Origin of the sequence: Clostridium magnum DSM 2767, from assembly GCF_001623875.1 — a bacterium.
GTDB lineage: Bacteria > Bacillota > Clostridia > Clostridiales > Clostridiaceae > Clostridium_AM > Clostridium_AM magnum.
Genome location: NZ_LWAE01000001.1, coordinates 751,126 through 775,397 on the forward strand (window position 1 = coordinate 751,126; position 24,272 = coordinate 775,397).

Annotated in this window: 23 protein-coding genes; all 23 read left to right on the forward strand. The window is 30.6% G+C overall.

The window, feature by feature from the left end; all coding sequences use genetic code 11:
* The 23 genes from CLMAG_RS03620 to CLMAG_RS03725 all read left to right on the forward strand — a co-directional run bounded on the left by CLMAG_RS03620 (window position 1) and on the right by CLMAG_RS03725 (window position 24,210).
* The gene (locus tag CLMAG_RS03620) at window positions 1–777 is read left to right on the forward strand and encodes a glycosyltransferase family 2 protein (RefSeq protein WP_066618051.1); all 777 of its coding nucleotides are present in this window, start codon (window positions 1–3) and stop codon (window positions 775–777) included.
* Between the two features lie 140 nt (window positions 778–917).
* Entirely contained in the window at window positions 918–1,598 is a 681-nt protein-coding gene (locus CLMAG_RS03625; RefSeq protein ID WP_066618053.1) for a glycosyltransferase family protein, read from the forward strand.
* 75 nt (window positions 1,599–1,673) lie between these two features.
* Complete coding sequence (locus tag CLMAG_RS03630) at window positions 1,674–2,471, forward strand: glycosyltransferase family 2 protein (RefSeq protein ID WP_066618055.1); 798 nt, start codon at window positions 1,674–1,676, stop codon at window positions 2,469–2,471.
* 250 nt (window positions 2,472–2,721) lie between these two features.
* Window positions 2,722–3,495: a glycosyltransferase family 2 protein gene (locus CLMAG_RS03635; RefSeq protein ID WP_066618057.1), complete on the forward strand. Its 774-nt coding sequence runs from the start codon at window positions 2,722–2,724 to the stop codon at window positions 3,493–3,495.
* A 61-nt stretch (window positions 3,496–3,556) separates the two neighbouring features.
* Window positions 3,557–4,303 carry a glycosyltransferase gene (locus CLMAG_RS03640; RefSeq protein ID WP_066618060.1) on the forward strand — a complete coding sequence of 249 codons (747 nt, stop codon included), beginning with the start codon at window positions 3,557–3,559 and terminating at the stop codon, window positions 4,301–4,303.
* A 40-nt stretch (window positions 4,304–4,343) separates the two neighbouring features.
* The gene (locus CLMAG_RS03645) at window positions 4,344–5,066 is read left to right on the forward strand and encodes a glycosyltransferase (RefSeq protein WP_066618062.1); all 723 of its coding nucleotides are present in this window, start codon (window positions 4,344–4,346) and stop codon (window positions 5,064–5,066) included.
* 55 nt (window positions 5,067–5,121) lie between these two features.
* Window positions 5,122–6,177: a dTDP-glucose 4,6-dehydratase gene (gene rfbB / locus CLMAG_RS03650; protein WP_066618065.1), complete on the forward strand. Its 1,056-nt coding sequence runs from the start codon at window positions 5,122–5,124 to the stop codon at window positions 6,175–6,177.
* A 12-nt stretch (window positions 6,178–6,189) separates the two neighbouring features.
* A complete protein-coding gene (gene rfbC / locus CLMAG_RS03655; protein WP_066618075.1) occupies window positions 6,190–6,747 on the forward strand; it encodes a dTDP-4-dehydrorhamnose 3,5-epimerase in 558 nt (185 codons plus the stop codon).
* A 34-nt stretch (window positions 6,748–6,781) separates the two neighbouring features.
* A complete protein-coding gene (gene rfbD / locus CLMAG_RS03660; RefSeq protein ID WP_066618076.1) occupies window positions 6,782–7,666 on the forward strand; it encodes a dTDP-4-dehydrorhamnose reductase in 885 nt (294 codons plus the stop codon).
* 253 nt (window positions 7,667–7,919) lie between these two features.
* Window positions 7,920–10,373, forward strand: a complete 2,454-nt coding sequence (locus CLMAG_RS03665; protein WP_066618080.1) for a U32 family peptidase — start codon at window positions 7,920–7,922, stop codon at window positions 10,371–10,373.
* 57 nt (window positions 10,374–10,430) lie between these two features.
* The gene (locus CLMAG_RS03670; RefSeq protein WP_066618081.1) at window positions 10,431–12,791 is read left to right on the forward strand and encodes an endonuclease MutS2; all 2,361 of its coding nucleotides are present in this window, start codon (window positions 10,431–10,433) and stop codon (window positions 12,789–12,791) included.
* Between the two features lie 192 nt (window positions 12,792–12,983).
* Entirely contained in the window at window positions 12,984–13,451 is a 468-nt protein-coding gene (locus CLMAG_RS03675; protein WP_066618086.1) for a 2-thiouracil desulfurase family protein, read from the forward strand.
* A gap of 354 nt (window positions 13,452–13,805) precedes the next feature.
* On the forward strand, window positions 13,806–15,602 hold the full coding sequence (locus CLMAG_RS03680; RefSeq protein WP_082831787.1) for a tetratricopeptide repeat-containing glycosyltransferase family 2 protein: 1,797 nt from the start codon (window positions 13,806–13,808) through the stop codon (window positions 15,600–15,602).
* Window positions 15,603–15,819: 217 nt separating this feature from the next.
* Window positions 15,820–16,107: a hypothetical protein gene (locus CLMAG_RS03685; RefSeq protein ID WP_066618087.1), complete on the forward strand. Its 288-nt coding sequence runs from the start codon at window positions 15,820–15,822 to the stop codon at window positions 16,105–16,107.
* A 69-nt stretch (window positions 16,108–16,176) separates the two neighbouring features.
* Window positions 16,177–16,947: a DNRLRE domain-containing protein gene (locus CLMAG_RS03690; protein WP_066618088.1), complete on the forward strand. Its 771-nt coding sequence runs from the start codon at window positions 16,177–16,179 to the stop codon at window positions 16,945–16,947.
* A 238-nt stretch (window positions 16,948–17,185) separates the two neighbouring features.
* Entirely contained in the window at window positions 17,186–17,719 is a 534-nt protein-coding gene (gene rfbC / locus CLMAG_RS03695; RefSeq protein WP_066618089.1) for a dTDP-4-dehydrorhamnose 3,5-epimerase, read from the forward strand.
* Window positions 17,720–17,737: 18 nt separating this feature from the next.
* Window positions 17,738–18,871, forward strand: a complete 1,134-nt coding sequence (locus tag CLMAG_RS03700) for a DegT/DnrJ/EryC1/StrS family aminotransferase (protein ID WP_066618090.1) — start codon at window positions 17,738–17,740, stop codon at window positions 18,869–18,871.
* A 10-nt stretch (window positions 18,872–18,881) separates the two neighbouring features.
* Window positions 18,882–19,532: an acetyltransferase gene (locus CLMAG_RS03705; protein WP_066618093.1), complete on the forward strand. Its 651-nt coding sequence runs from the start codon at window positions 18,882–18,884 to the stop codon at window positions 19,530–19,532.
* Window positions 19,529–20,299, forward strand: coding sequence for a glucose-1-phosphate cytidylyltransferase (gene rfbF, locus CLMAG_RS03710; protein WP_066618095.1), 771 nt, complete (start codon window positions 19,529–19,531; stop codon window positions 20,297–20,299). Before CLMAG_RS03705 ends, rfbF begins: the two co-directional genes overlap by 4 nt.
* Window positions 20,281–21,372: a CDP-glucose 4,6-dehydratase gene (gene rfbG, locus CLMAG_RS03715; RefSeq protein WP_066618097.1), complete on the forward strand. Its 1,092-nt coding sequence runs from the start codon at window positions 20,281–20,283 to the stop codon at window positions 21,370–21,372. Before rfbF ends, rfbG begins: the two co-directional genes overlap by 19 nt.
* A gap of 5 nt (window positions 21,373–21,377) precedes the next feature.
* Entirely contained in the window at window positions 21,378–22,592 is a 1,215-nt protein-coding gene (locus CLMAG_RS03720) for a glycosyltransferase family 2 protein (protein WP_066618099.1), read from the forward strand.
* A gap of 221 nt (window positions 22,593–22,813) precedes the next feature.
* Window positions 22,814–22,960: a hypothetical protein gene (locus CLMAG_RS32910; protein ID WP_169809779.1), complete on the forward strand. Its 147-nt coding sequence runs from the start codon at window positions 22,814–22,816 to the stop codon at window positions 22,958–22,960.
* Between the two features lie 236 nt (window positions 22,961–23,196).
* Window positions 23,197–24,210 carry an alpha-hydroxy-acid oxidizing protein gene (locus CLMAG_RS03725; RefSeq protein ID WP_066618100.1) on the forward strand — a complete coding sequence of 338 codons (1,014 nt, stop codon included), beginning with the start codon at window positions 23,197–23,199 and terminating at the stop codon, window positions 24,208–24,210.
* The last annotated feature ends 62 nt before the right edge of the window (window positions 24,211–24,272 follow it).

Here is a 24,272-nt window from a genome sequence, read left to right on the forward strand (position 1 = left end):
ATGAATTTAGATAATAACGATCCCCTTGTTAGTGTTCTAATACCAGCGTATAATAGACCACATTTTCTCAAAATTGCCTTGGAGAGTGCGTTAAATCAGACTTATAAAAATTTAGAAATCATAATTTGTGATGATAGTACAAACTATGAAGTAAAGAATATGATTCAGCCTTATTTAGCAGTGTACAGCAATTTAAAATATTTTAATAATGCAGAAACAGTAGGAAGGCAACCTAGAATGAATCATAACAGATGCTTTAACTTGGCTTCTGGTGAATATGTAAATTTTCTGCATGACGATGACGTTTTTTACCCAAAGAAAATAGAAAGAATGGTTGAGTTTTTAAAAAATGAAGAAATTACCATAGTTACATCAAGAAGAAGCTTAATTGACAAAGATGGTAATGTACTGCCTGATGCTTCACATACTAGACCAATAAGCACTATTGATAAAATATATGATGGAAAAGAAATTGCACGTAAGATGATTCTAAAAAGAAGAAATTTCATTGGAGAACCTACTACCGTGTCATTCAGAAAGAAAGATATAGATGAACCTGGTGTATTTATGGGTAGAAAATATAGATGTAATTATGATATGGCAACATGGGCTACCCTTTTGCTAAAAGGCAAATTTGTATATATTGCAGAAATACTGAGTAGTTATAGAATACATGGAGGTCAGAGAGGCCGTAAAAGTGAAGTGCATAAAATGGCATTGAAAGAATTGAAATATCTTTTAGAAGATGGTGTAAAGGCAGGTATAATTAGAAAGTGAGAATTTGGACTAGTAAATCCTCGTAAAAAGTAGTTTTATATACGTCAATATTGGATTTGCAAATAAGAAGAGTCATGCATAAAATATTATATAAAAATTATATGTATTTATATAATATTTTAAGTTAGAAGGAGTTAAAAATGGATACAATATCTGAAGAAAAAAAGATATGTTTCATATTCTGTGTAAATAATGAAAATGAATATAATAAAGCTTTAGGGCATATCAACAAACTTGATGTACCTGATGATTATGATATTGAGATTATTTCTATAAGAAATACAGAAAGTATGTGTTCAGGGTATAATTCTGCTATGAAAAAAACTAAAGCAAAGTATAAGGTGTATTTACATCAAAATGTATGTATTCTTAATAAAAGATTCCTATTTGATGTTATAGACCTATTTGAAAAACATTCTGAACTTGGTATGCTGGGTGTAGCAGGTGCTGCTAGGCTACCCAAATCTGGTATATGGTGGAAAAGTAGTGCGCCGTACGGTAAAGTTGTTCAAAACCGAAGAGGAAAGTTTAGTGTATTAAGATGGTGGGAAGTTAAAGGAGAGTATAAAATTGTAGATGCTATAGATGGACTTATTATGATCACACAATACGATGTGGCGTGGAGGGAAGATGTTTTTAAAAAATGGCATTTTTATGATATATCCCAATGTATGGAGTTTAAAAAAGCAGGATATAAAGTTGGAATACCAAAACAGACTGATCCTTGGTGTGAACATGATTGGAGCACTACTGTTCAAAATAAAGGAAATTATGAAGAGGAAAGAAAGATATTTTTGAAGGAGTATGGAAATTATTTATAAGACCATCAGATCAATATAATAGTAAATTTAAGGTGCAGTTTATCAATAAGAATACTAATATAGGAGGGGTGATAGATGGGGGATATTAACAAAGAAAATGATGTTTTAGTAAGTATACTAATTCCTGCGTATAACAAACCAAACTTTCTAAAAATTGCTTTAAATAGCGCGTTGCAACAAACTTATAAAAATATTGAGATAATAATATGTGATGATAGTACTAATAATCAAGTTCAAACTATGGTAGAACCTTATCTGTCAAAATATAGCAATATAAAATATTTTAATAATGGAGAACCTTTAGGTGCATATGGGATTGAAAATTCAAAAAAATGTTTAAGTTTAGCAAATGGTGAGTATATAAACTATCTTTTTGATGATGATAAATTCTATTGTGCAAAAATACAAAAAATGGTAAAGTATTTAAAAGATGATAGTGTTAGTTTAGTAACTTCTCGTAGAAGTAGAATAAACAGTAAAGGCAATGTTTTACCAGATATCGCTGCAACAAAACCAATAAGTAATGTAGATCGTATTTATGATGGTAAAGAGATTGGAAGAAGAATGTTACTAACACAACTTAATTTTATAGGTGAACCTACTACAGCACTTTTTAGAAAAAAGGATATTGAAGGATTTGGGATGTTTATGGGAAGACAATATGAATGTCTAGTGGATATGGCTATGTGGTTAGATCTTCTTTTAAAAGGTAAATTTGTATATATTCCAGAAATTCTAAGTAGTTTTCGAATTCATAGACAACAAAAAACTTCAAATAGGCAAATAGGTATATTAGGGAAAAAAGAAATACGATACCTTTTAGAGGACGGATGCAAAGCAGGATTTATCGGAGAAAATGAATTAAAAAGATGAGGAAATTCATAAAAAATTTATAATATAGATCATCATACAGAAGATCCTTCATTAGGTGAAGGATCTTTTGTATTTGAATTAAAAAGTTTCACAGTAAAGGCGAATTATGCATAAAATGTATTAGAGTTTATGATGATTACTTAGATGTAGAATCAAATGGTGCTACTCTATCAACTAGAAGATAGTAAGAGAGTATGAAATTTTGTGAACGTTGATATAGATAAAGTTTCAAAACTAAGGAGTGATAAAAGTGGACTTAGATAACGAGAAATATCCTTTGGTCAGCATACTAATTTCTTCTTATAATCGACCTGATTTTATTCAAATAGCTTTAAATAGCGCACTTCAGCAAACCTATAAGAATATAGAGATAATAATATGTGATGATAGCACTAATGATGAAGTTAAAAAGATGATACAACCGTACTTAGAAAAGTATAAATCTGTGAAATATTATAATAACGGAGGCCCACTAGGAAACTATGGCGCAAAAAATTCAAACAAGTGCCTTAGTTTGGCAAGTGGAGAATATATAAATTATTTGAATGATGACGATATATTTTATCCTAAAAAGGTAGAGTTAATGGTGGAATACCTTAAGGATAAGGATATCATGTTAGTTACATCTCATAGAAACTTAATAGATAGTAAAGGTAGAGTATTACCAGATAACGAAGTGACGGTGACAATTACTAATAAAAATAGTGTGTATGATGGTAAGGAGATAGGAGCACGCATGCTGCGTACAAGGCGTAATTTTATTGGTGAACCTACAGCAGTACTTTTTAGAAAAAAAGATATTGAAGGTTATGGGGTTTTTATGGGAAGACAATATCAGTGTATTCCAGATATGGCAATGTGGCTTACTCTTCTACAGAAAGGAAACTGTGCATATATAGTAGATACATTATGTGCTATTAGGAAGCATGGTGGACGGAGTATTTTTAATCAGAAACTTCGTAAGATAGGATTAGCAGAAATGAAGCATCTATTAGAGGATGGACGTAAAGCTGGTTTTATCTAAAGACAGATATGAAGCATAAATAATTTAAATATATTTAATTATGATGGGAGGGCGTATTTACTTGGTAAGAAATAAGATTGTTATCAACAGTAATTTTAATATTGTAGGAGTTGTACCTAATAGAAAAGAGATACTAACAAAAGAATGGATTGACTATAGAATGGAATTATTTATGGAATATACATTGCAAAGTTTTAAGATACAGACCAATCAAGATTTTATATATTTAATAAAGTATGAAGGATGTACAGAAGATATTATAAAGAATGCTTTAAGCCGTTATGATAAGCTTCCTAATAATATACACTTTGTGAAAAACAATGAATTTAAACACAAAGCTATGGAAAATATTGATGATTATGATTATATATATCTTACAAGAATAGATTGTGATGATATGTGCCATAAGTCTTATGTACAGCAATTGTATGATTTTATTCCAAAAAAAGATACAAAAGTATTGGTAAATCAAAATGGATATATATATAATTCGGTTGAAAATAATTTATTAAAGATTTCTTACCTCTATCCTCCTCTTTACACATTAATATATTCAAAGAAAGAGATGAAGTATAGGCTAAATAAAAATAAGTATACAATACCTGCTGGGCATATTCCATTTTTTTATCTTAAACATGAGTTGCTGCCAAATTATAACTATATATGGCATATTCATTCGAAAAATACATTAAATCCATATAAAAGATTAAGTGATGGATATGGATTAGATATAAATTTAAATAATTTAATCACCGATAGTTCACAAATAAGCAAGATATTAGAGAATTTTATAGGACCAGTGATATAAGTGTTTAAATGATGTTTCACTCAGAAGGAGTTGTTGATAGATGAAAGAAAAAAAAATCGTTATCGCTAGTGCTTTTAATACCTTTAATTTTAGAGACTATAGATTTTCAAAGGACTGGATTGATTCAAGGATAAAGATTTTTATGAACTATACCCTAAGAAGTTTAAAAAATCAAACAAATCAGGATTTTTTAGCGTTTCTATTATATGATCCAACTACAGAAAATATGATTTGTGATGCTTTAAGTAGATATGAACAGCTTCCACAAAATATACAATTCATAAATCATAAACTTTTTAATTCTACCATGAAGGAAACTATAAAAGATTACAAGTATTTATATCTTGTAAGAGTTGATTGCGATGATATGTATCATGTTTCTTATATTCAGCAATTACATGACTTTCAACATAAAGAGGAAACAAAAGCAATCATTAATCAAAAGGGTTACTTGTATGATTCAGTTGGAAAACGCATAGCAAATTATTTCTTTGAAAGCCCACCGTTTTACACACTTATATATAAGTCGGAAGAATATATGAAAGGAGTAAGATATAAGCTGCCTGGTGGACATGCAGGGGCAATACAATTACCACATGAGATAATAGATAAAAAAAATTTTATTTTTCACATTCATTCATCAAATACACTTAATAAATTTAATCAACGATTTAATACAGGTGGATTAATAATAGATGTTAATAAAATTAATGAGATTTTAGAAAACTATATTGGTAAGGTGGATCAAAAAAATGATATATAAATTACAATGGGATATATTCCTATTGTAATTTTTAATATAAAGATTGGAGGATATTATGAAAACTTATTTAGTTACAGGCGGAGCGGGATTTATTGGTTCAAGTTTTATCATATATATGCTAAATAAATATTCAGATATAAGAATAATAAATTTAGATAAACTCACCTATGCAGGCAATTTAGAAAATCTAAAAGGGATAGATAGTAATCCTAACTATACTTTTATTCAAGGAGATATATGTAATAAGGAATTAGTAGAAGAACTATTTAAAAAATATGATATAGATTATATAGTGAATTTTGCAGCAGAATCTCATGTGGATAGAAGTATAAGAGAACCAGAAGTATTTGTAAATACTAATGTATTAGGAACCATTACGTTGTTAAATACAGCAAAAAAATTCTGGGAAACAGAACGTGGGTTTAAAGAGGAAAAGAAATATATCCAAATATCTACTGATGAGGTGTATGGTTCATTAGGGCAGACAGGTTTCTTTGGAGAAACAACTCCAATAAATCCACACAGCCCATATTCCGCAAGCAAGGCAAGTGCAGATTTAATTGTTAAGGCATATTTTGATACCTATAAGATGCCAATAAATATAACAAGATGTTCAAATAATTATGGACCATATCAATTTCCAGAAAAGTTAATCCCATTACTAATAAATAATTGTTTAAACTACAAAGAGTTACCTGTCTATGGTGATGGGCTGAATATAAGAGACTGGTTATACGTAGAAGATCATTGTAAAGCAATAGATTTAGTTATAAATAAAGGGAAAATGGGACAGGTTTACAACATAGGTGGGCACAATGAAAAAACTAATATTGAAATAGTCAATATTATTATAAAATATTTAAATGAAAATGTAGATGAAAAAATAACGAAAAGTTTAATTAAATATGTAGAAGATAGAAAAGGCCATGATAGGAGATATGCAATAAATACGAATAAAATAAAAAATGAATTAGGATGGTATCCAGAGACTAATTTTGAGGTAGGAATAAAGAACACTATAGAGTGGTATTTAGATAACCCAAAATGGATGTACAATGTAACTTCTGGAGAGTACCAAAATTACTATAAAAATATGTATGAAAATAAATAGGGGGCTAATTTTATGGGACAATTTAAGTTTATAGAAACTCCTATAAAAGGGTTATATATAATTGAACCTAAGTTATTTACAGATTCTAGAGGATATTTTATGGAAACGTATAATTATGAAGATTTCAAGGCTGCAGGTCTAGATATGATTTTCGTACAGGATAACCAGTCCAAGTCGAAAAAAGGTGTGCTAAGGGGTATACATTTTCAAACTAAGCATGTTCAAGGAAAACTTGTGAGAGCAATAAAAGGAGAAGTTTTTGATGTAGCGGTAGATTTAAGAAAAGAGTCAAAAACTTATGGTCAATGGTATGGAGTATTTTTAAGTGAGGAGAACAAAAAACAGTTCTATATTCCAGAAGGATTTGCACATGGTTTTTTAGTAATTTCAGAAGAAGCAGAGTTTGTATATAAGTGTACAGACGTTTATCATCCACAGTACGAAGGTGGAATTGCTTGGAATGATCCTGATATAAATATTTATTGGCCATTAGAAAAAATAGAAAAAGTATTATTATCTGAAAAAGACAAAAAGGCACCTTTGCTAAAAGAATGTAAAATAAACTTCTAGTTAATTTTTATCAGACAAATAGGAGATAGGAAAGATGAAAATATTAATTACAGGATGCAAAGGACAGTTAGGTAGTGAAATTATTCATATTTTACAAAATGGAACCTGTGAATTAGAGACTATACCGCAGGAGTATAAATATGCAAAGATTATAGGAACAGATAGTAAAAAATTAGATATAACAAATTTAGGATTAGTAAGAGAATATATGGATAAGGTAAGACCTAATATAGTTATAAACTCAGCAGCTTATACTAATGTAGATGGATGCGAAAGTAATCAAAATTTAGCTTTTAAAGTAAACTCATTAGGAGCAAGAAATTTAGCTATTGCTTGTGAACAGATAGATGCAAAGTTTATACACATATCAACAGATTATGTATTTGAAGGTAATGGAACTATTCCATATAGAGAATATGATATAGCTAATCCAGTAAGCGTATATGGAAAAACAAAGCTACTTGGAGAGAACTATGTTAGAGAATTTTGCTCAAAATATTTTATAGTAAGAACCGCATGGCTTTACGGGCATAACGGAAATAATTTTGTAAAGACAATTATAAAAGCAGCAAAAGAAAAAGGACACTTGGATGTAGTAGATGATCAAAGGGGTAATCCAACTAATGCAGAAGATTTAGCTTTCCATATATTAAAGCTAGCTTTAACCTATGAATATGGAATATACCATTGTACAGGTACTGGTGAATGCACCTGGTACGATTTTGCTAACACTATAGTTCAATATACCAACATAGATTGTACTATAAATCCAATTACATCAGATAAAATAAATAGAGTAGCTAAAAGACCAGCTTTCTCATCATTAGATAATATGATGTTAAGGTGCACTGTTGGAGATAAGATGAGAGCATGGGAACAAGCACTAAAAGGGTTTATATCTGAATTCTTAAAAGAATAATTTATCAAGACTTGAAGATAGTTTATTTTAAAAATAAAGAAAAGATTATAATAATAATGAAAAATAGGAATCTCTTAGTTATGCAGTTATTAACTAAGAGATTCTTTTTTGTTTAACACAGATATATTTTATGCTTTTAGTATATTTTAAGTTTTGTTTTTTCATAAGAGATAAATAACAATGAATATAACATTTTAAATATGCTTAATCTATTGTATAATGAGTTTTAGAACATTTTAGGAGAGATGAATAAATGAAAAAAATAGAACTACTAGCACCAGCAGGAAGTATGGAAAGTATGTATGCAGCGGTGCAGGCAGGAGCAGATGCAGTATATTTAGGAGGAAGTAAATTCTCTGCTAGGGCTTATGCATCAAATTTTGATAATGAAAATATGACTAAAGCAGTAGAGTACTGTCATTTATATAATGTTAAGATATATGTAACTATAAATACAATTTTGAAACAACACGAGGTAGAAGAAGCAGTAGAGTATGCGGAATTCTTATATAAAATAGGAGTGGATGCACTTATAATACAGGATCTAGGTTTTGCAAATTTAATAAGAACAAAGCTACCGAACTTTGAATTGCATGCCTCCACTCAGATGACTATACATAATGCTGAGGGGGCTTTATTTTTAAATAAGCTTGGATTTAAAAGAATAGTTCTTTCTAGAGAACTTTCTCTACGTGAAATAAAACATATATCTAGTGAATTGGGGGTAGAAACAGAAATATTTGTTCATGGGGCACTTTGTATTTCTTATTCAGGACAATGTTTAATGAGCAGTATGATTGGTGGAAGAAGCGGAAATAGAGGACGATGTGCTCAGCCATGTAGACTTCCTTATACAGTTATAAATAAAAAGAATATGTCAGAAAAGAAGGGATATATTCTAAGCCCTAAGGATATATGTACAATTGAAAATATAAAAGAAATAATTGATAGTGGAACCGCTTCTCTAAAAATAGAGGGAAGAATGAAAAGACCAGAATATGTTGCTGGTGTAATTCAAGCATACAGGAAAGTAATTGATAGTGTAATAAGGGAGCACTATTCAACTGCTATAGAACTTCAAAAAGAATCTAAGAATAGTAATGAAGATAATGATAAATGTTTTAAGGTAGAAGATGAAAAGAAAAAGCTTCTTCAGTTATTTAATAGGGAAGGATTTTCAAAGGCATATTTACTTGGGAATACAGGAAAGGATATGATGGCATACTCTTTTCCTAAAAATACAGGGGTAGAATTGGGGAAGGTACAAAAAGATTTAACAATAGAACTAAAGGAGAATATATCTCTAAAAGATGGAATTAGAAATGGTAATGGTGGATTTACTCTTTCTAAGATAATAAAAAAGGGAAAGGAAGTAGAGGAGGCTTTAAAGGGTGATAGAGTAAAGTTATTGCCATTAGAATATAAAAGTGGTGATGTACTTTATAAAATGTCTGATGTAAAGCTTACAAAAGAGTTAGAGGAAATCTATAAAAGCCCTTATGAGAAAAAGATAGAATTAAGTCTATCAGTAAAATTTAAAGTAGATGAACCTATAACATTAACTACATTTTATAAAAATGAAAGTTTTACTATTGAGGGTGAAAAGGTTCAAAAAGCATTAAAAAAACCATTAGATAAGGATAGAATAATAGAAGGTTTAGGTAAAGCAGGAGACACACCTTTTAAATTTAACAATATAGAGATACCTGAATTTGAAGATGGTTTTTTACCGGTATCGGCTATCAATGAAGTAAGAAGAAAGTTAGTTTCTAAAATAGAAAATTATATATTAAATAAACATAGTAATAAAGATATAATAGAGAATGAAGATTCAAGTATTAAAGAAAAATTAAATATTCAGAATAATATTGGTAGAGCTGAACAATCAAAAGTAAATAAGGTAACAGCTGATATACCTGGTAACATAGTATACTTAAGCACTGAAGAACAGCTCAGGGCATTTATAGAATCTGATTTTAGGTGTGCTGCAATAAATCCTTTTGGTGAATTAGGTTTTGCTTCTTTAAACAGATTTAAGGATAGAGAAATATTACTAAAGTTACCTAATATAATAAAAGAAGAGTTTGAATCCTTATGTGAAGCTATAGAAGAAAGACTAGAATATATAGATGGTATTATCACGTCAAATCTAGGTTTAATAAGTAGATTTAAAGGAAGGACTCAAATAATAGGAGATTACAAGTTAAACATTTTTAACAGCTATGCTTTAGATTTTTATAGAGACTTTATAAATGGGAGTTGCTTAAGTGTAGAGCTGAATAAGAAGGAAATAAAGGATGTAATGAAGAACTCACAGCTACCTTTACAGATATTAGTTTATGGAAAAGTTGAACTTATGGTTAGTGAATATTGTGCTATAGGAAGTACTTTTGGAGAAAGATGTAGCTCTAAAAATTGTAATGGTGCCTGTAAAAAGGGGGATTTTGTATTAAAGGATAGAATGGGGGAGGAGTTTATATTAAAAACAGATAAATTCTGTAGAAGTTATATATATAATAGTGTGCCTAATAATTTAATACCAAATATAAATGAGTTAAAATCAATGAATATAAAATCCTTTAGGGTAGATTTAATAGATGAAGGTTATGATGAAACTAAAAAAATTCTACAGGCAATTAAGAGAAAAGTGTGGACAGAAGACTTTAGTGGCTTTACAAGAGGCCATTTTAAAAGAGGTGTAGAATAGAAAGGAAATTTCTGCGAATTTAGTATAAAAGGGTTTGCTGAAAAGGTGGTTAAACAAATGAATGAGAAAGCGTTAAAAATTTTAGAATTTAATAAAATAAAAGAAGAGATTAAAAAATATACGTGTACAGGTGCAGCAAAGGATTTAATAGATGAATTAAGACCTTATAACAATATATATGAAGCAAGGGAGCATTTAGAAGAAACAAGAGAAGCTTTGAGACTTTTGGTTACAAAAGGTAGTCCTCCTTTTGAAGGAGTTTATGACATAAGAGAGGGTATAACTAGAGCGGAAAAAGGATCGTCACTTATGCCTGGACAGCTTTTAAAAATAGCAGCAATGGTAAGAGCTGCAAGAAGATTTAAGGAATATATAAGTCATAGAGAAGAGGAGGAATCCTTTAGAGTTATAGAAGATATATGTGAAGGAATTGTGCCTTTAAAGAATCTAGAAGAGCAGATATTTTTAGCCATAGAAGGGGAAAACGAAGTATCTGATAGAGCAAGCTCACAGCTCTATAGTATAAGAAGATCTTTCAAAGATAAAAATTCATCAGTGAGAGATAAGGTTAACTCACTTATAAGAAGTTACTCTGCTTATTTACAGGATAACTTATACACTATGAGAGGAGAAAGATATGTACTTCCTGTTAGGGCAGAACATAAAGGAGCTGTGCCAGGACTTGTACACGATCAAAGCTCTAGTGGAGCTACCCTGTATATAGAACCAATGGGACTTGTTAATTTGAATAATGAAATCAAAGAGCTTATGCTTAAAGAGAAGGCTGAGATAGAGAGAATATTGGCTGAGCTTTCAGGTAAGGTCTATGAGAATATAATTGCAGTTAGAAATAATGCTAACATTATATGGGAGTTGGATTTTATTTTTGCTAAGGCTAAATTTGCTAGTGATTTAAACTGCACAGCTCCAGTAATAAATGATGAAGGTATTATAGATATTATTGAAGCAAAGCATCCTCTTATTGATAGAAAAATTGCAGTACCTATGAGTATGTATTTAGGAAGAGAATTCACTTCTTTAGTTATAACAGGACCCAATACAGGAGGTAAAACAGTTACGTTAAAGACTGTAGGACTTTTACACATTATGGCCCTAAGCGGGCTTATGATACCTGCAAGAGAAAACTCTACTGTGAGCTTTTTCACAGAGATATTTGCAGATATTGGAGATGAACAGAGTATTGAGCAAAGTTTATCAACATTTTCATCGCACATGACTAATATCGTAAACATAATTAACAAAGCAGATAAGAAATCATTAATTTTGTTTGATGAGCTTGGTGCAGGGACCGATCCAACAGAAGGAGCGGCATTAGCAGTATCTATTCTTGAGAATCTTAGAAAAAGAGGAGCGAGAATAGTGGCAACAACCCACTATAGTGAATTAAAGGCATATGCCTTAAAAACAGAAGAAGTTGAAAATGCTTCAGTTGAATTTGATGTAGAAACTTTAAGACCAACTTATAGACTTTTAATTGGTGTTCCAGGTAAATCTAATGCTTTTGAAATATCTAAAAGATTAGGGCTTGCGGAATTTATAATAAAGGATGCAAAAGAAAGCATATCTAGTGAGAACTTAAAATTTGAGGATTTAATCCAAAGTCTACAAGAAAAAAGTATTAAAGCTGAAAACTATGCAAGGGAAGCCGAGATGTTAAAGCTAGAAGCTGCTAAAATTAAAGAGAAGTATGAAGAAAAAATGTATAGTCTTAATAATACTAGAGAGAAGGCTCTAATTGATGCTCAAAGGGAAGCAAAAAGAGTAATAAAGGAAGCAAAGGAAGATGCGGATCAAATCCTAAAGGAAATGAGAGAACTAGAAAGAATGGGATATGATTCAAAGGTAAGACAAAAGCTTGAAGATGAAAGAAGAAAGCTTAAGGAAAGACTTGAAAATGCTGATGAAAAGATCAACAAAGGTAAAGAAGATGAAGGTGAAGCACTTACAACGGTAAAAGAAGGTCAGGAGGTTTTTTTACCTTCATTAAATCAAAAGGTTATTGTGCTATCAAAGCCTGATAGCAAGGGCGAGGTTCAAGTTCAAGCTGGAATTATGAAAATAAGTGTTAAGCTTAAAGATTTAAGAGCCTCTAAGGGAATAACAAAGGAGGAAAAGAAAAAAATAAAGAGAGAAGCAAAGCTAAACCTAAGAGCGGTTTCTACCTCTGTAGATTTGAGGGGTATGGATGCTATGGAAGCTATGTATACTGCGGATAAGTACCTAGATGATGCATATATGGGAGGTCTTAGTGAGGTGACAGTTATTCATGGTAAAGGTACAGGAATACTTAGAAATGCAATAACGGATATGCTTAAAAGACATTCTCATGTGAAGAAATACAGACTGGGCGAATATGGTGAAGGCGGAACTGGAGTAACTGTAGTGGAACTGAAATGAAGTGAAAACTTGAATCAGATGGGGTTTAAGCCACATCTGATTCTTAGTTGAACGAATCCAGGGACGTAGCCGCTCTTTACTGCCATTTTGGAAAAAATGGGAGTATTAGAGCGGGTAGTCATCGGATAAATTGAGAATTGAGAGTTAAGGAATTTTTCCATTAACTCTTAATTCAATTAGTGGGGTGATTAGATGATAATTGTAAGTGCATGTTTATGCGGGATCAATACAAAATACAACGGCGATAATAATCTTGATGAAAGGATTTTGAAGCTTTTAAAAGAGGGGAAGGCTATACCTGTATGTCCTGAACAGTTAGGGGGGCTAACTACTCCGAGGGCAGCTCATGAGATTTCTAATGGCACAGGTGCAGATGTATTAGATGGAAAATGCAAAGTAAAGGGAATAGATGGACAGGATTCTACAGAAGAATTTATAAAGGGAGCTTACGAAACTCTTAATATAGTTAAGAAATGTAATGTTACAACTGCTATATTAAAAGCTAAAAGTCCATCCTGTGGATATGGAAAAATATATGATGGCACTTTTACTGGAAATAAAATAGATGGAAATGGTATTACCGCTGAGCTTTTAAAGAGAAACGGTATTAAAGTCTATACCGAAGAAGATGAATTCAGGAATTTATACATGACTTATTGAAGAATAGAAATCAGGAATTATCTAAAGGTAATTTTCCTGATTTTTTTAACTTTATTTTACAGTCCTTAATGTAAGAGAAATTTTCAGTAATATATACCCTATAAATTCAAGATGAAGTGAAACTTGAATCAGATGGAGTTTCAACTCCATCTGATTCTTAGTTGAACGAATCCAGGAACGTAGACGCTCTTTACTGCCACTTTAAAGAAGATGGGAGTATTAGAGCGGGTAGTCATCGGATAAATAATTTGAATTAGCATATTAGGTTTATATACATATCATAATATAGAAATTAAAATTAAAAGGTTAACATGCATTTGGCATTCTATATTATGAAAAAAGGAGGTTATTTGGTTGACATTAGGGTTATGTATGATTGTTAAAAATGAAGAAGAAAATCTACCACGATGTCTTGAAAGTATAAAAGATATTGTGGATGAAATAATAATTGTTGATACTGGATCTACAGATTCCACAGTTAAAATTGCTGAGAGTTATGGGGCAAAGGTGTTTTTTTACGAATGGGATAACAGTTTTGCTAATGCAAGAAATTTTTCTCTGGAAAAGTCCTCAAAAGATTGGATTTTAATTATGGATGCTGATGATGAGCTTAGAAGAGAGGATAGGGATAAAGTAATTTATTTAGTTAATGATAAAAATAATAATGTAGATATTTACTTTGGAGAAACCTTAAGTTATGTTGGAGAGACTCCTGGTTCAGATATATATACAAATTTAAATGTAAGATTTATTAAAAATGGCAAGGGAATTAAATTTAAAGGGGACATACATGAACAAATTGTATTTGAAAATAAAGGTGATAATGTACAATTAGTAGATGTAAAGTTTTATCACTATGGGTATTTAAATAAAACTGTGGAGGTAAAAAACAAAAGAAAAAGAAACATGGAAATTATACAAAAAATCCTAAAAGATAATCCTAAAGATAGTTTCATGCTTTATAATATGGGTACAGAGTATGTTGCTATGGGAAATTTTTTAGAAGCATTAAATTGCTATAAAAAAAGCTATGAAAATTTTAATCCTCATCTTGTGACATTTAATTCTAAGCTTATATTAAAAATGATCTATTGCTATGAAGTTTTAGGCCAATTTAAGGAAGAGATTGAATTAATAAATGAGGGATTAAAATATTATCCTGAATTTACTGAGCTAGAATTTCGTAGGGCAATGGCATTTTATAATAGGAAAAAATACGATTTAGCGGTTGAAGCACTTAAGAAATGCATAGATATGGGTGAACCACCAGCAGTATTTAGAGATCTTTCAGGTGTTGGAAGTTATAGAGCGTATTATCTAATGGGGCTCATTCATTTCGATAGAGAAAATTATGATGATGCCTATAAATATCTGGATATGGCTTTAAAATTAAATTCTAAGTTTACAGAAGCTATTCTTAAAATATCTCAAATAATGTTTATAAAAAATTTTTCTGTAGACGAAATAGAGTCAAAACTTGAAAGCTATTTTAATGGTAATTTAGATGAAAATAATAATTTATTGTTATCAGATATATTTTATAGTAAAAATAAGTTTGATATTGCCTATAAATATGCAGATAGATCAGAAAATTATAAAACACATTCACCAAAAGTAAATTATTACAAAGGCATATTATTATTTTATCAGCGAAAATTCAAAGAAGCGTTGGACAGCCTAGCTAAAGTTGAACTAGGGGGATTTTATAGCAAATCTGTATATTACAGTATATTATGTGAAATATTTAATAATCAATATAGTAATGCAGACAAGTTATTGGATATAGCTAAAAATTTCAACGAAAATGAGAAAACTATAGTTTATAAAACATTTAAAGATATAATGCAAGGAAACAAATATAGTCCAATTGCAGAGGATAAAGAGAGTTCTATTAAGTTTCTGCATCCAATATTTGATTTATTAGAAATAATTTTGAAATCAAATAGTTTTGATGAATTTGAAAAAGCTGTACAACTCTTAAATCTTATTAATGATGATAGTATACTATTATTGCTAGGAAAGCTATATTATAAAAAAGGATATTTTGAATTTGCATATAAGGAATTTATAAGGTCAATAAAAATATACGAAAAAATAGATATAGAAGCTTTGGAAATGATGAAGTTAATTTTAACTTGTAAAGAAATATAGAAATAAAAATATAGAAATAAAAAGAGAAGCGTTTTAAAATAATTAAAACTATTTAAAATAGCTTCTTCTTTTTAAATTGTGGTAACCACTGATCTTTAGTATGTTTTTCTTTTCATGATAATAATAATTATTTAATCACACAATATTAAATAATTCATATATCTATAGTAGAGAGACAAAGTCTACTCTAAAGATTAAAAAGTGGGGGTTGATATTTATGGCTACTTTAAGTTTTGATACACCTAAAACAGCTACTCTTCAAGAGTATGTACTTTCAGGTACTGCACCTGCTAATGCAACTTTAGATTTAGGAGTACAAATAGTAGTTACTAGAGCTGATAGCAGCACTGAAGGATATTATTTAGCTAGACAATATAATTATACAGTTGATACGGCTGTTACAGATACTGTATATATGCCTATCATACCACAACTAAGTGGAACTGAAGCTGTAACAGCTACTATTGTAGGAACAGACGTTGAAGGATGGAGTATAAAAGAGTAGCAGATAGTATTTTTGACAGTTAGAGCTGTAAAGCTCCAACTGTCTTACTAAAGTATTGGAGGTTATGGAGTGAGTAGTATTATAATTCCAGCTGCCAAGAGTCTTACAGTAACGAATAAATTTCCTGAAAAAAATTTAAATAAAGATAGAATATTAGTAGGCTGTGATGGAAAATGTAAATATTACAGTTATTTATTTTTTGATATTTCATCAATACCTTGCGATGTTTTAATATTAAAAGCGGAATTGGTATTATTTAAAACTGATAACTTTTACGATGATCATAATGAAGCTTTTTTTATAAGGCTACTTGGTGACGATTTCAGCAGTTATACAACCTATAGAAATCATCCAGATGATATCTGTAATATTAAAAAGGAATTTTACCCTATAACTTCAAAGGTAGCAGTGACAGTGGATATTACTGATATTATCTTATTATGGGTAAAAAATAAAATATCTAATAAAGGTATTGTTTTATACGGAAGAACCAAAAGAATTGTTACAAGTTTTGGGTCTTCAAAGAGTGAAGATGAATATGTTATACCTTTTATAAGAGTAAATTGTAAAAAGGAACAAGAGCATAATAAAAAAGATGCCACCATAAGGCAGGTAAGGGTCACAGGAACTATAGGAGCACAATCTAAGTATGATTCAGTTATAAATCTTCAGGTAACTAGAGAAAATGGAAATACAGATAACTACTATGTGGCTGATGAATATAACAATCTAGATGATAGTCCACTTTATATAGATAAAACATACAATATTGCTATAATACCAAAGGAAAGTAATGGAGACCAGGAGGAGATAGTTTTATATGGAGCCTATAAGGAGTAGTGTCGTAAAATTTTATAGTTACCACGTAAATGATTTATATACAAAAAAAGCAGACAACTAACTTTAAATTAATAATTTAAAGTTAGTTGTCTGCTTTTTTTAGTTTTGTTAAGACTTCAATAGCTATGTTTAAATTTTGTACGATTAATACTGATTTTCAGCAGGTTTATCCTATGTAACAATTAAAAACAAACTTGAATATAATGTATAAGATTAGCATGATTTAGGAGGAATATTTTTGATTTTTAATGAAACAAAATTAAGGGGAGCTTATATTATAGAGGCTAATCCCATAAAGGATAATAGAGGTTTTTTTTCAAGAGCATGGTGTAAAAGAGAATTTGAACAGCATGGGTTAGAGACAAATATTGTTCAATGTAATATTTCTTACAATTTAAAAAAAGGAACCTTGAGAGGTATGCACTATCAAAAAAATCCTTATAGTGAAACAAAATATATTAGATGCATAAAAGGAGCATTGTATGATGTAATAATTGATTTAAGAGAAGACTCAAAAACCTTTGGTCAGTGGGTTGAGGTAGAACTTACAGAAGAAAATAATAAAGCCTTATATGTACCTAAAGGATTTGCTCATGGATTTCAAACATTACAAGATAATACCTATGTGTATTATCAAGTAACAGAATATTACACATCCGAGGCTGAAGGTGGAGTAAGGTGGAATGATCCAAAATTCAATATTATATGGCCTATTAAGGAACCAATAGTTATATCTAGTAAAGATAGTAGTTGGCCATTATTTAAGAGCTAATTTTTGGAGGTATTCAAAGTGAAAGTAAGATTATTTAAACCCTCATTGGGTGACGAAGAAACAGAAAGTATAAAAGATACTTTTAGCAGAGCGTGGTTAGGCTTAGGCCCTAAAACAAGGGAGTTTGAAAAAGCGTGGGCAAATTACATTGGATGTAAAGAATCTATTGGTGTTAATTCCTGTACTGCTGCTTTACATTTAGCTATATCAGCATTTAAATTTCCTAAGAGAAAAAAAGTTCTTGTACCAGTCTTAACCTTTGCAGCAACAGCTATGGCACCACTTTATAACGGTTTAGAGCCTGTATTTGTAGACGTAGATAAGGATACATTAACCATAAGTGTAGAGGATTTAGAGAAAAAGTATGATAAGGATTGTGTTGCTGTAATGCCAGTGCATTATGGAGGATATCCTGCTAAGATGGATGAAATAATGGACTTTTCTAGAAATAAGAATCTTAAGGTTATAGAAGATTGTGCTCATACAGCAGGAGGAGAATATAAAGGAAAGATTTTAGGAACCTTGGGAGATATAAGTTGTTATAGTTTTGAGGAGAAAAAATGTATGACCACAGGAGATGGAGGAATGATATGCTCAAATGACAAGGAGCTTATATTACCACTAAAAAGTAGCAGATGGGTTGGAATGAACAAGGATACCTGGCAGAGAGAAAAGGAGAATTCTATAAATAAGGGTAATAGCCATTGGTATTATGAGATACTGGAACTAGGGTATAAATATAACATGAATGATCTTTCGGCTTCCATTGGACTTGCACAATTGAAAAAATTGCCTGTAATGAATAAAAGAAGAATGGAAATTATAGGTCAATATCTAGACGGTATTAAGGATTGCTTAAGCTTAATGCCGGCATTGCCATATGATAAAAGTCAGAAATGCTATTGGATGTTTATGTTAAGAGTGAAAAATAGGGATAAATTTATAAGCTTTATGCAGCAGAAAGATATTGCTACAGGGGTTCATTATATGCCACTTACACTACATCCTTATTTTATACAATATCAAAATCAAACTCCTAATGCCCTTTCACTATGGAAAGAGTTTGTTACTATTCCTCTTCATGCAGATATGACAGATGAGGAAGTAAACTATGTCATAGAAAACCTAAAGGCTTTTGATAAATTAAACTGAGGTGTCTTAAATGACAAAACAAATAATATTTAGAGGCGGTACAGGTCAAGCAAAAATGCTAAGAGAAAGTCTTGATAATAAAATAAAACTTGCAGCTATATTTGAGCAGAATAAAGATATAAAATCCCCTTTTAATGATATAGATATATATTATGGTGATGAGGGATTTAATACTTGGTATAAGAAATTTTTTATAGAAAATGAAACCTATTTTGCAGTGGCTATAGGAGGAGACAATGGAAAAGATAGAGTAGTAATTCATCATAAATTAATGAGCTGGGGATTAAGACCATTTTCAATTATAGATAAGTCAGCTTATATATCAAGGAATTGCAAATTAGGAGTTGGTTGTCAAGTGCTTCCCCAATCAGCCATTTGCACTGAAGTTGAAATTGGAATACAAACCATTATAAATACAGGTGCCACAGTAGATCACGAATGCAAATTAGGAAAAGGTGTGCATATATGTCCTGGAGCACATTTAGCTGGGCTTGTTACTGTAGAAGATTATGCAACAATTTATACTGGTGCAACGATTTTACCAAGAGTTACTGTTGGCGAGGGTGCAGTAATAGGAGCAGGAGCTGTTGTTATAAAAGATGTTAAACCCTATACACTAGTTGTAGGAAACCCTGCAAGGGAGGTTAAGATGATAAAATGAAGGTAGTAATACTTTGCGGCGGAAAAGGCACAAGAATGGGACAAGAAACAGAATTTAGACCTAAGCCATTAATATTAATAGGAGGAAAACCAATATTATGGCATATAATGAAATTTTATTCCTCCCATGGATATAATGATTTTATTTTATGTATTGGATATAAGGGTGATATGATAAAGCAGTATTTCATGGAAATGTACTGGAGAAATAATGATTTCACCCTTCATATAGATGGTAATAACAAAATAGATTATCAAACCCATGAAAATGAAAATTGGAATATTACAATGATAGATACGGGGATTGAAACAATGACTGGTGGCAGGATAAAGAAAATTGAAAAATATATTGATGAAGATGAGTTCATGTTCACTTATGGAGATGGCTTAAGTAATATAAATTTACAAGAACTTATAGATTATCATAGAAAGAAAAACAAAGTAGCTACTCTCACAGGGGTACATCCAACTTGTTCCTTTGGACTTATGAATGTAGAAGATGGAATTGTAAAAGCTTTTAGGGAAAAGCCTGTATTAAATGATATGGTAAATGGCGGGTATATGATAATGAATAAAAAAATATTTAGTTATTTTCCAGAAGAAGACTGTGCTTTTGAAGAAGGACCTTTAGTAGAACTTGCAAAGGATGAACAACTTGCCGTTTATGAACATCAAGGTTTTTGGAAATCTATAGATACACAAAAGGATATCATTTTCGTAAATAACATGTGTAGTAAAGGGGTGATGCCATGGCTAATAAACAATTAGATTTGTTTAATAATTTTTATAAAGATAAAAATGTGCTTATAACAGGTCATTGTGGTTTTAAAGGTTCCTGGATAGCCTTATGGCTTAAGGAACTTGGTGCAAATGTAATTGGTTATGGTTTAGCACCCTATACAGAAAATGATAATTTTGAAATCATTAAGCTTACAAATAAGATAATTGACATAAGGGGAGATATTAGAGATTTGAATAAGTTAAACGATGTATTCTCGGTTTATAAGCCTGAAATAATATTTCACCTTGCGGCACAGCCTTTAGTTAAATTATCTTATGAAAATCCCAAGGAGACTTATGAAACTAATGTTTTAGGTACATTAAATGTTCTTGAAGCGATAAGACAAAGTACAACTGTTAAAGTTGCTGTAATGATAACCACTGATAAGTGTTATGAAAATAAAGAGCAAATTTGGCCATATAAAGAAGATGATTCTTTAGGAGGTTACGATCCGTATAGCTCTAGTAAAGCATGCTGTGAACTAATTATAAACTCCTATAGAAAATCCTTTTTTACTGAAGAAATTTATAAAAGCCATGGTAAGGCTATAGCATCTGTAAGAGCTGGCAATGTTATTGGTGGTGGTGACTGGTCAAAGGATAGAATAATTCCAGATTGTATTAGAGCGTTAAGAAATAGTGAGAGTATAAGAATAAGAAATCCAAAAGCTATAAGACCATGGCAGCATGTGTTAGAACCCTTATGTGGATATTTAGAATTGGCCAAAAAAATGTATTGTGATGGCATAAATTATTGTGGGGCATGGAACTTTGGACCTGATTTTGAATCGATAGTGAAAGTTTCGTACCTGGTAGATTTAACCGTAAAAGCTTGGGGAAGTGGAAACTGTAATTTAGATTTTTATAATAGTTTCCTTCATGAAGCTAATCTATTAAGTCTTGATTGTACAAAAGCGAAGTTATTCTTAGGATGGAAACCTAGACTTAGCATTGAGGAAGCCATTAAGTATACAGTAGATTGGTATAAATGCTTTGAAAATAGCGATATGTATAAATTTGATGTAGATCAAATTTGTAATTATTGTAGCTTAAGGAAGTGAATTTGATGAAAAAAGTAAGTATCATAATGTTAGGGTATAACAAACTGGAATATACTAAACTCGCTGTTGATAGTCTTTACAAGTATACATCACATATTAGTTTTGACTTTATTTCTGTAAATAATGGTTCAAGTGATGGTACTAGAGAATATTTTGAATCCTTGCCTAATAAAATAAAGATAAACTTTGAAACTAACGTTGGAGGAGATAAAGCTTTTAATGAGGCTTTAAAGTATTGTGTTGGTGAGTATACCGTATTTTTAAATAATGATTTAATTCTTACGGAAAACTGGTTGGATAATTTAATTAAAGTCATGGAGCTAGATTCAAGTGTAGGTATTGTAGTACCTGCATGTAATTACTCTTCAAATTACCAGGTAGTATGTTCTAATTATACTAATGCAGATGAGTTAGTTAAATTTGCAAAGAAATATAATAAATCAGATCCAAGTAAATGGGAAGAAAGGCTAAGGCTTATGATGTATGTGGCACTTTTTAGAACTAAGGAACTTAAAGCTATAGGTGGACTAGATGAAGCATACTCTCCTGGTGGCTTTGATGATGATGATTTAAGTTATAGATACAGAAGAGCTGGGTATAAGCTTATATTTGCAAAAGATACCTATGTGCATCATTTTGGCTCTGTAACCATAAAAGATGACTATACAAAAGTGCTTGGTAGGAACAGAGAAATATTTAAAGCGAAGTTTGGAGTAGATTCTTGGGAAGCTGCGGCGATTGATTTCAGAATTTTAAATAATATTATTAGTAGTAAGAATGAGAAAGTGCGTATTTTAGGTATAGGTAAAACTTGTGGAGCTACTTCACTTCAAATAAAGAATATAATAAAGGAAAAAGGGGCTACCGGTGTTACTTTAGATTATTATGCATTAGAAGAAAAATATCTGATGGACTTAAAAACCATATGTAATAACGTTTTTTTTGTTAAAGAAAATACTTTAGAATTTAGCTGTATTAAGGGTAAATTCGATTATATATATATTGATGAAGGGTTAGATAAGTTTGAAAATGTTAAAGAAGTTTTATTATCATTAAAAAAAATATTAAATGATAATGGTCAGATGATTTTTACTTTCCGTGATAAGGAAAATAATCAAATTTCAATAGACAATTTGAAAAATAGTCTAAGTACACTTGGCTATAAAAAAATATCAGAAAAACTTGAAGGTGAAGAATATATATTTATGGCTGCAATTTGATATTTTCTAAGTATGAGAATAAAAATGTGTAAACTCTTAAAAATTTTCAAATGACTTATTTACTAGAACAAGGAAAAAGTAATTAATATACTGATTTCCTTGTTTTTAATTTTAAAAAATTTTGTTTTCATTCTCAAATTTATATGCTTGATGTATTAATGGAATCTGAATAAAATTACAATTAGGAGATGAACTAATGAATATATAGAACTATTAGCAGCATGAAGTATAGAGAATTTGTATGCAGTGGTGCAGGCAGGAGCAGATGCAGTATATTTAGGGGGGGGAATAAGTTCTCCGCTAGGGTTTATGCATCAAATTTTGATAATGAAAATATGACTAAAGAAGTTGAATATGTACCTCATTAAGCCATTGATTTTACTAACTTATAATCAACATATATGCTAATCTTTGAAATTAAAAATTTATAAAAATAAAATACATGTAATTTTTTGCATTAAATTGCTAAGTACACTATAATTATTATATAGGTTTAAAGCAGATTTATATAGATAAACAATTGAGAACTTAGAAATATTAAAGAATAAGTCTAAGTTCGGACTTGTACATCTATATAAAGGCGGGAAAATGGGGAGGTATTAAGATGGATTACAAAGAAGTATTAAAAAATGCACGTGAGAATTTAAATGGCAGCTGTAAAGTTTGCTCGGTTTGTAATGGTAAAGCATGTGCAGGACAAGTTCCAGGAATGGGAGGAAAGGGTACAGGTGATGCTTTTTCAGTTAGTGTAGATTCTTTAGCAGAGTACAAACTTAATATGAGAGTTATACATGATGCTAAAAATCCAGATACATCAGTTGAATTATTTGGAAAGAAAATGGATGTGCCTGTATTTGCAGCACCAGTATCAGGAACTACACTAAATATGGGTGGAAAGTTTACAGAAGAAGAATATATTTCTTGGGTAATAGGAGGGTGTCTTGATGCAGGTGTTTATCCTATGGTTGGAGATACTGCTGTAGATTCTTTCCTTATAACAAATCTTGAACAGTTAAAGAAATTTAATGGAGAAGGAATTGCCATAATAAAACCTTGGGAAAACAGTAACGTTATAAATAAGATAAAACTTGCAGAAGAAGCAGGGGCTTTTGCTGTAGGTATGGATATAGATGCAGCAGGACTTATAACTCTTGCGCTTCATGGAAAACCAGTTGGACCTAAAACTGTGGAAGAAATAAAAGAAATTGTAGATAGTACAAAACTTCCGTTTATATTAAAGGGAATAATGACTGTTGATGAAGCAGAACTTGCAGTTAAGGCAGGCGTTGATGCTATAGTGGTTTCAAATCATGGAGGAAGAGTGTTAGATCAAACTCCTGGAGTCGCAGATGTTCTTCCAGAGATTGCAGAAGCTGTTAAAGGTAAAGTTACTATACTTGCAGATGGTGGAGTTAGAAATGGTGTAGATGTACTTAAAATGATAGCATTAGGAGCTGATGCAGTATTAATTGGTAGACCTTTCGTAACTGCTTCTTTTGGTGGTCAAAGAGAAGGAGTTAAGGCTTATATAGAAGGCTTGAAAAGCGAACTAAAATCATCAATGGTACTTACAGGATGTAAAACAGTAAAAGATGTTACAAATAGAATTTTATATTAATCTAAACATAACTTAAATTTTTAAATAAAATAAGCGGCAAATTTATTATTAATATACTTACT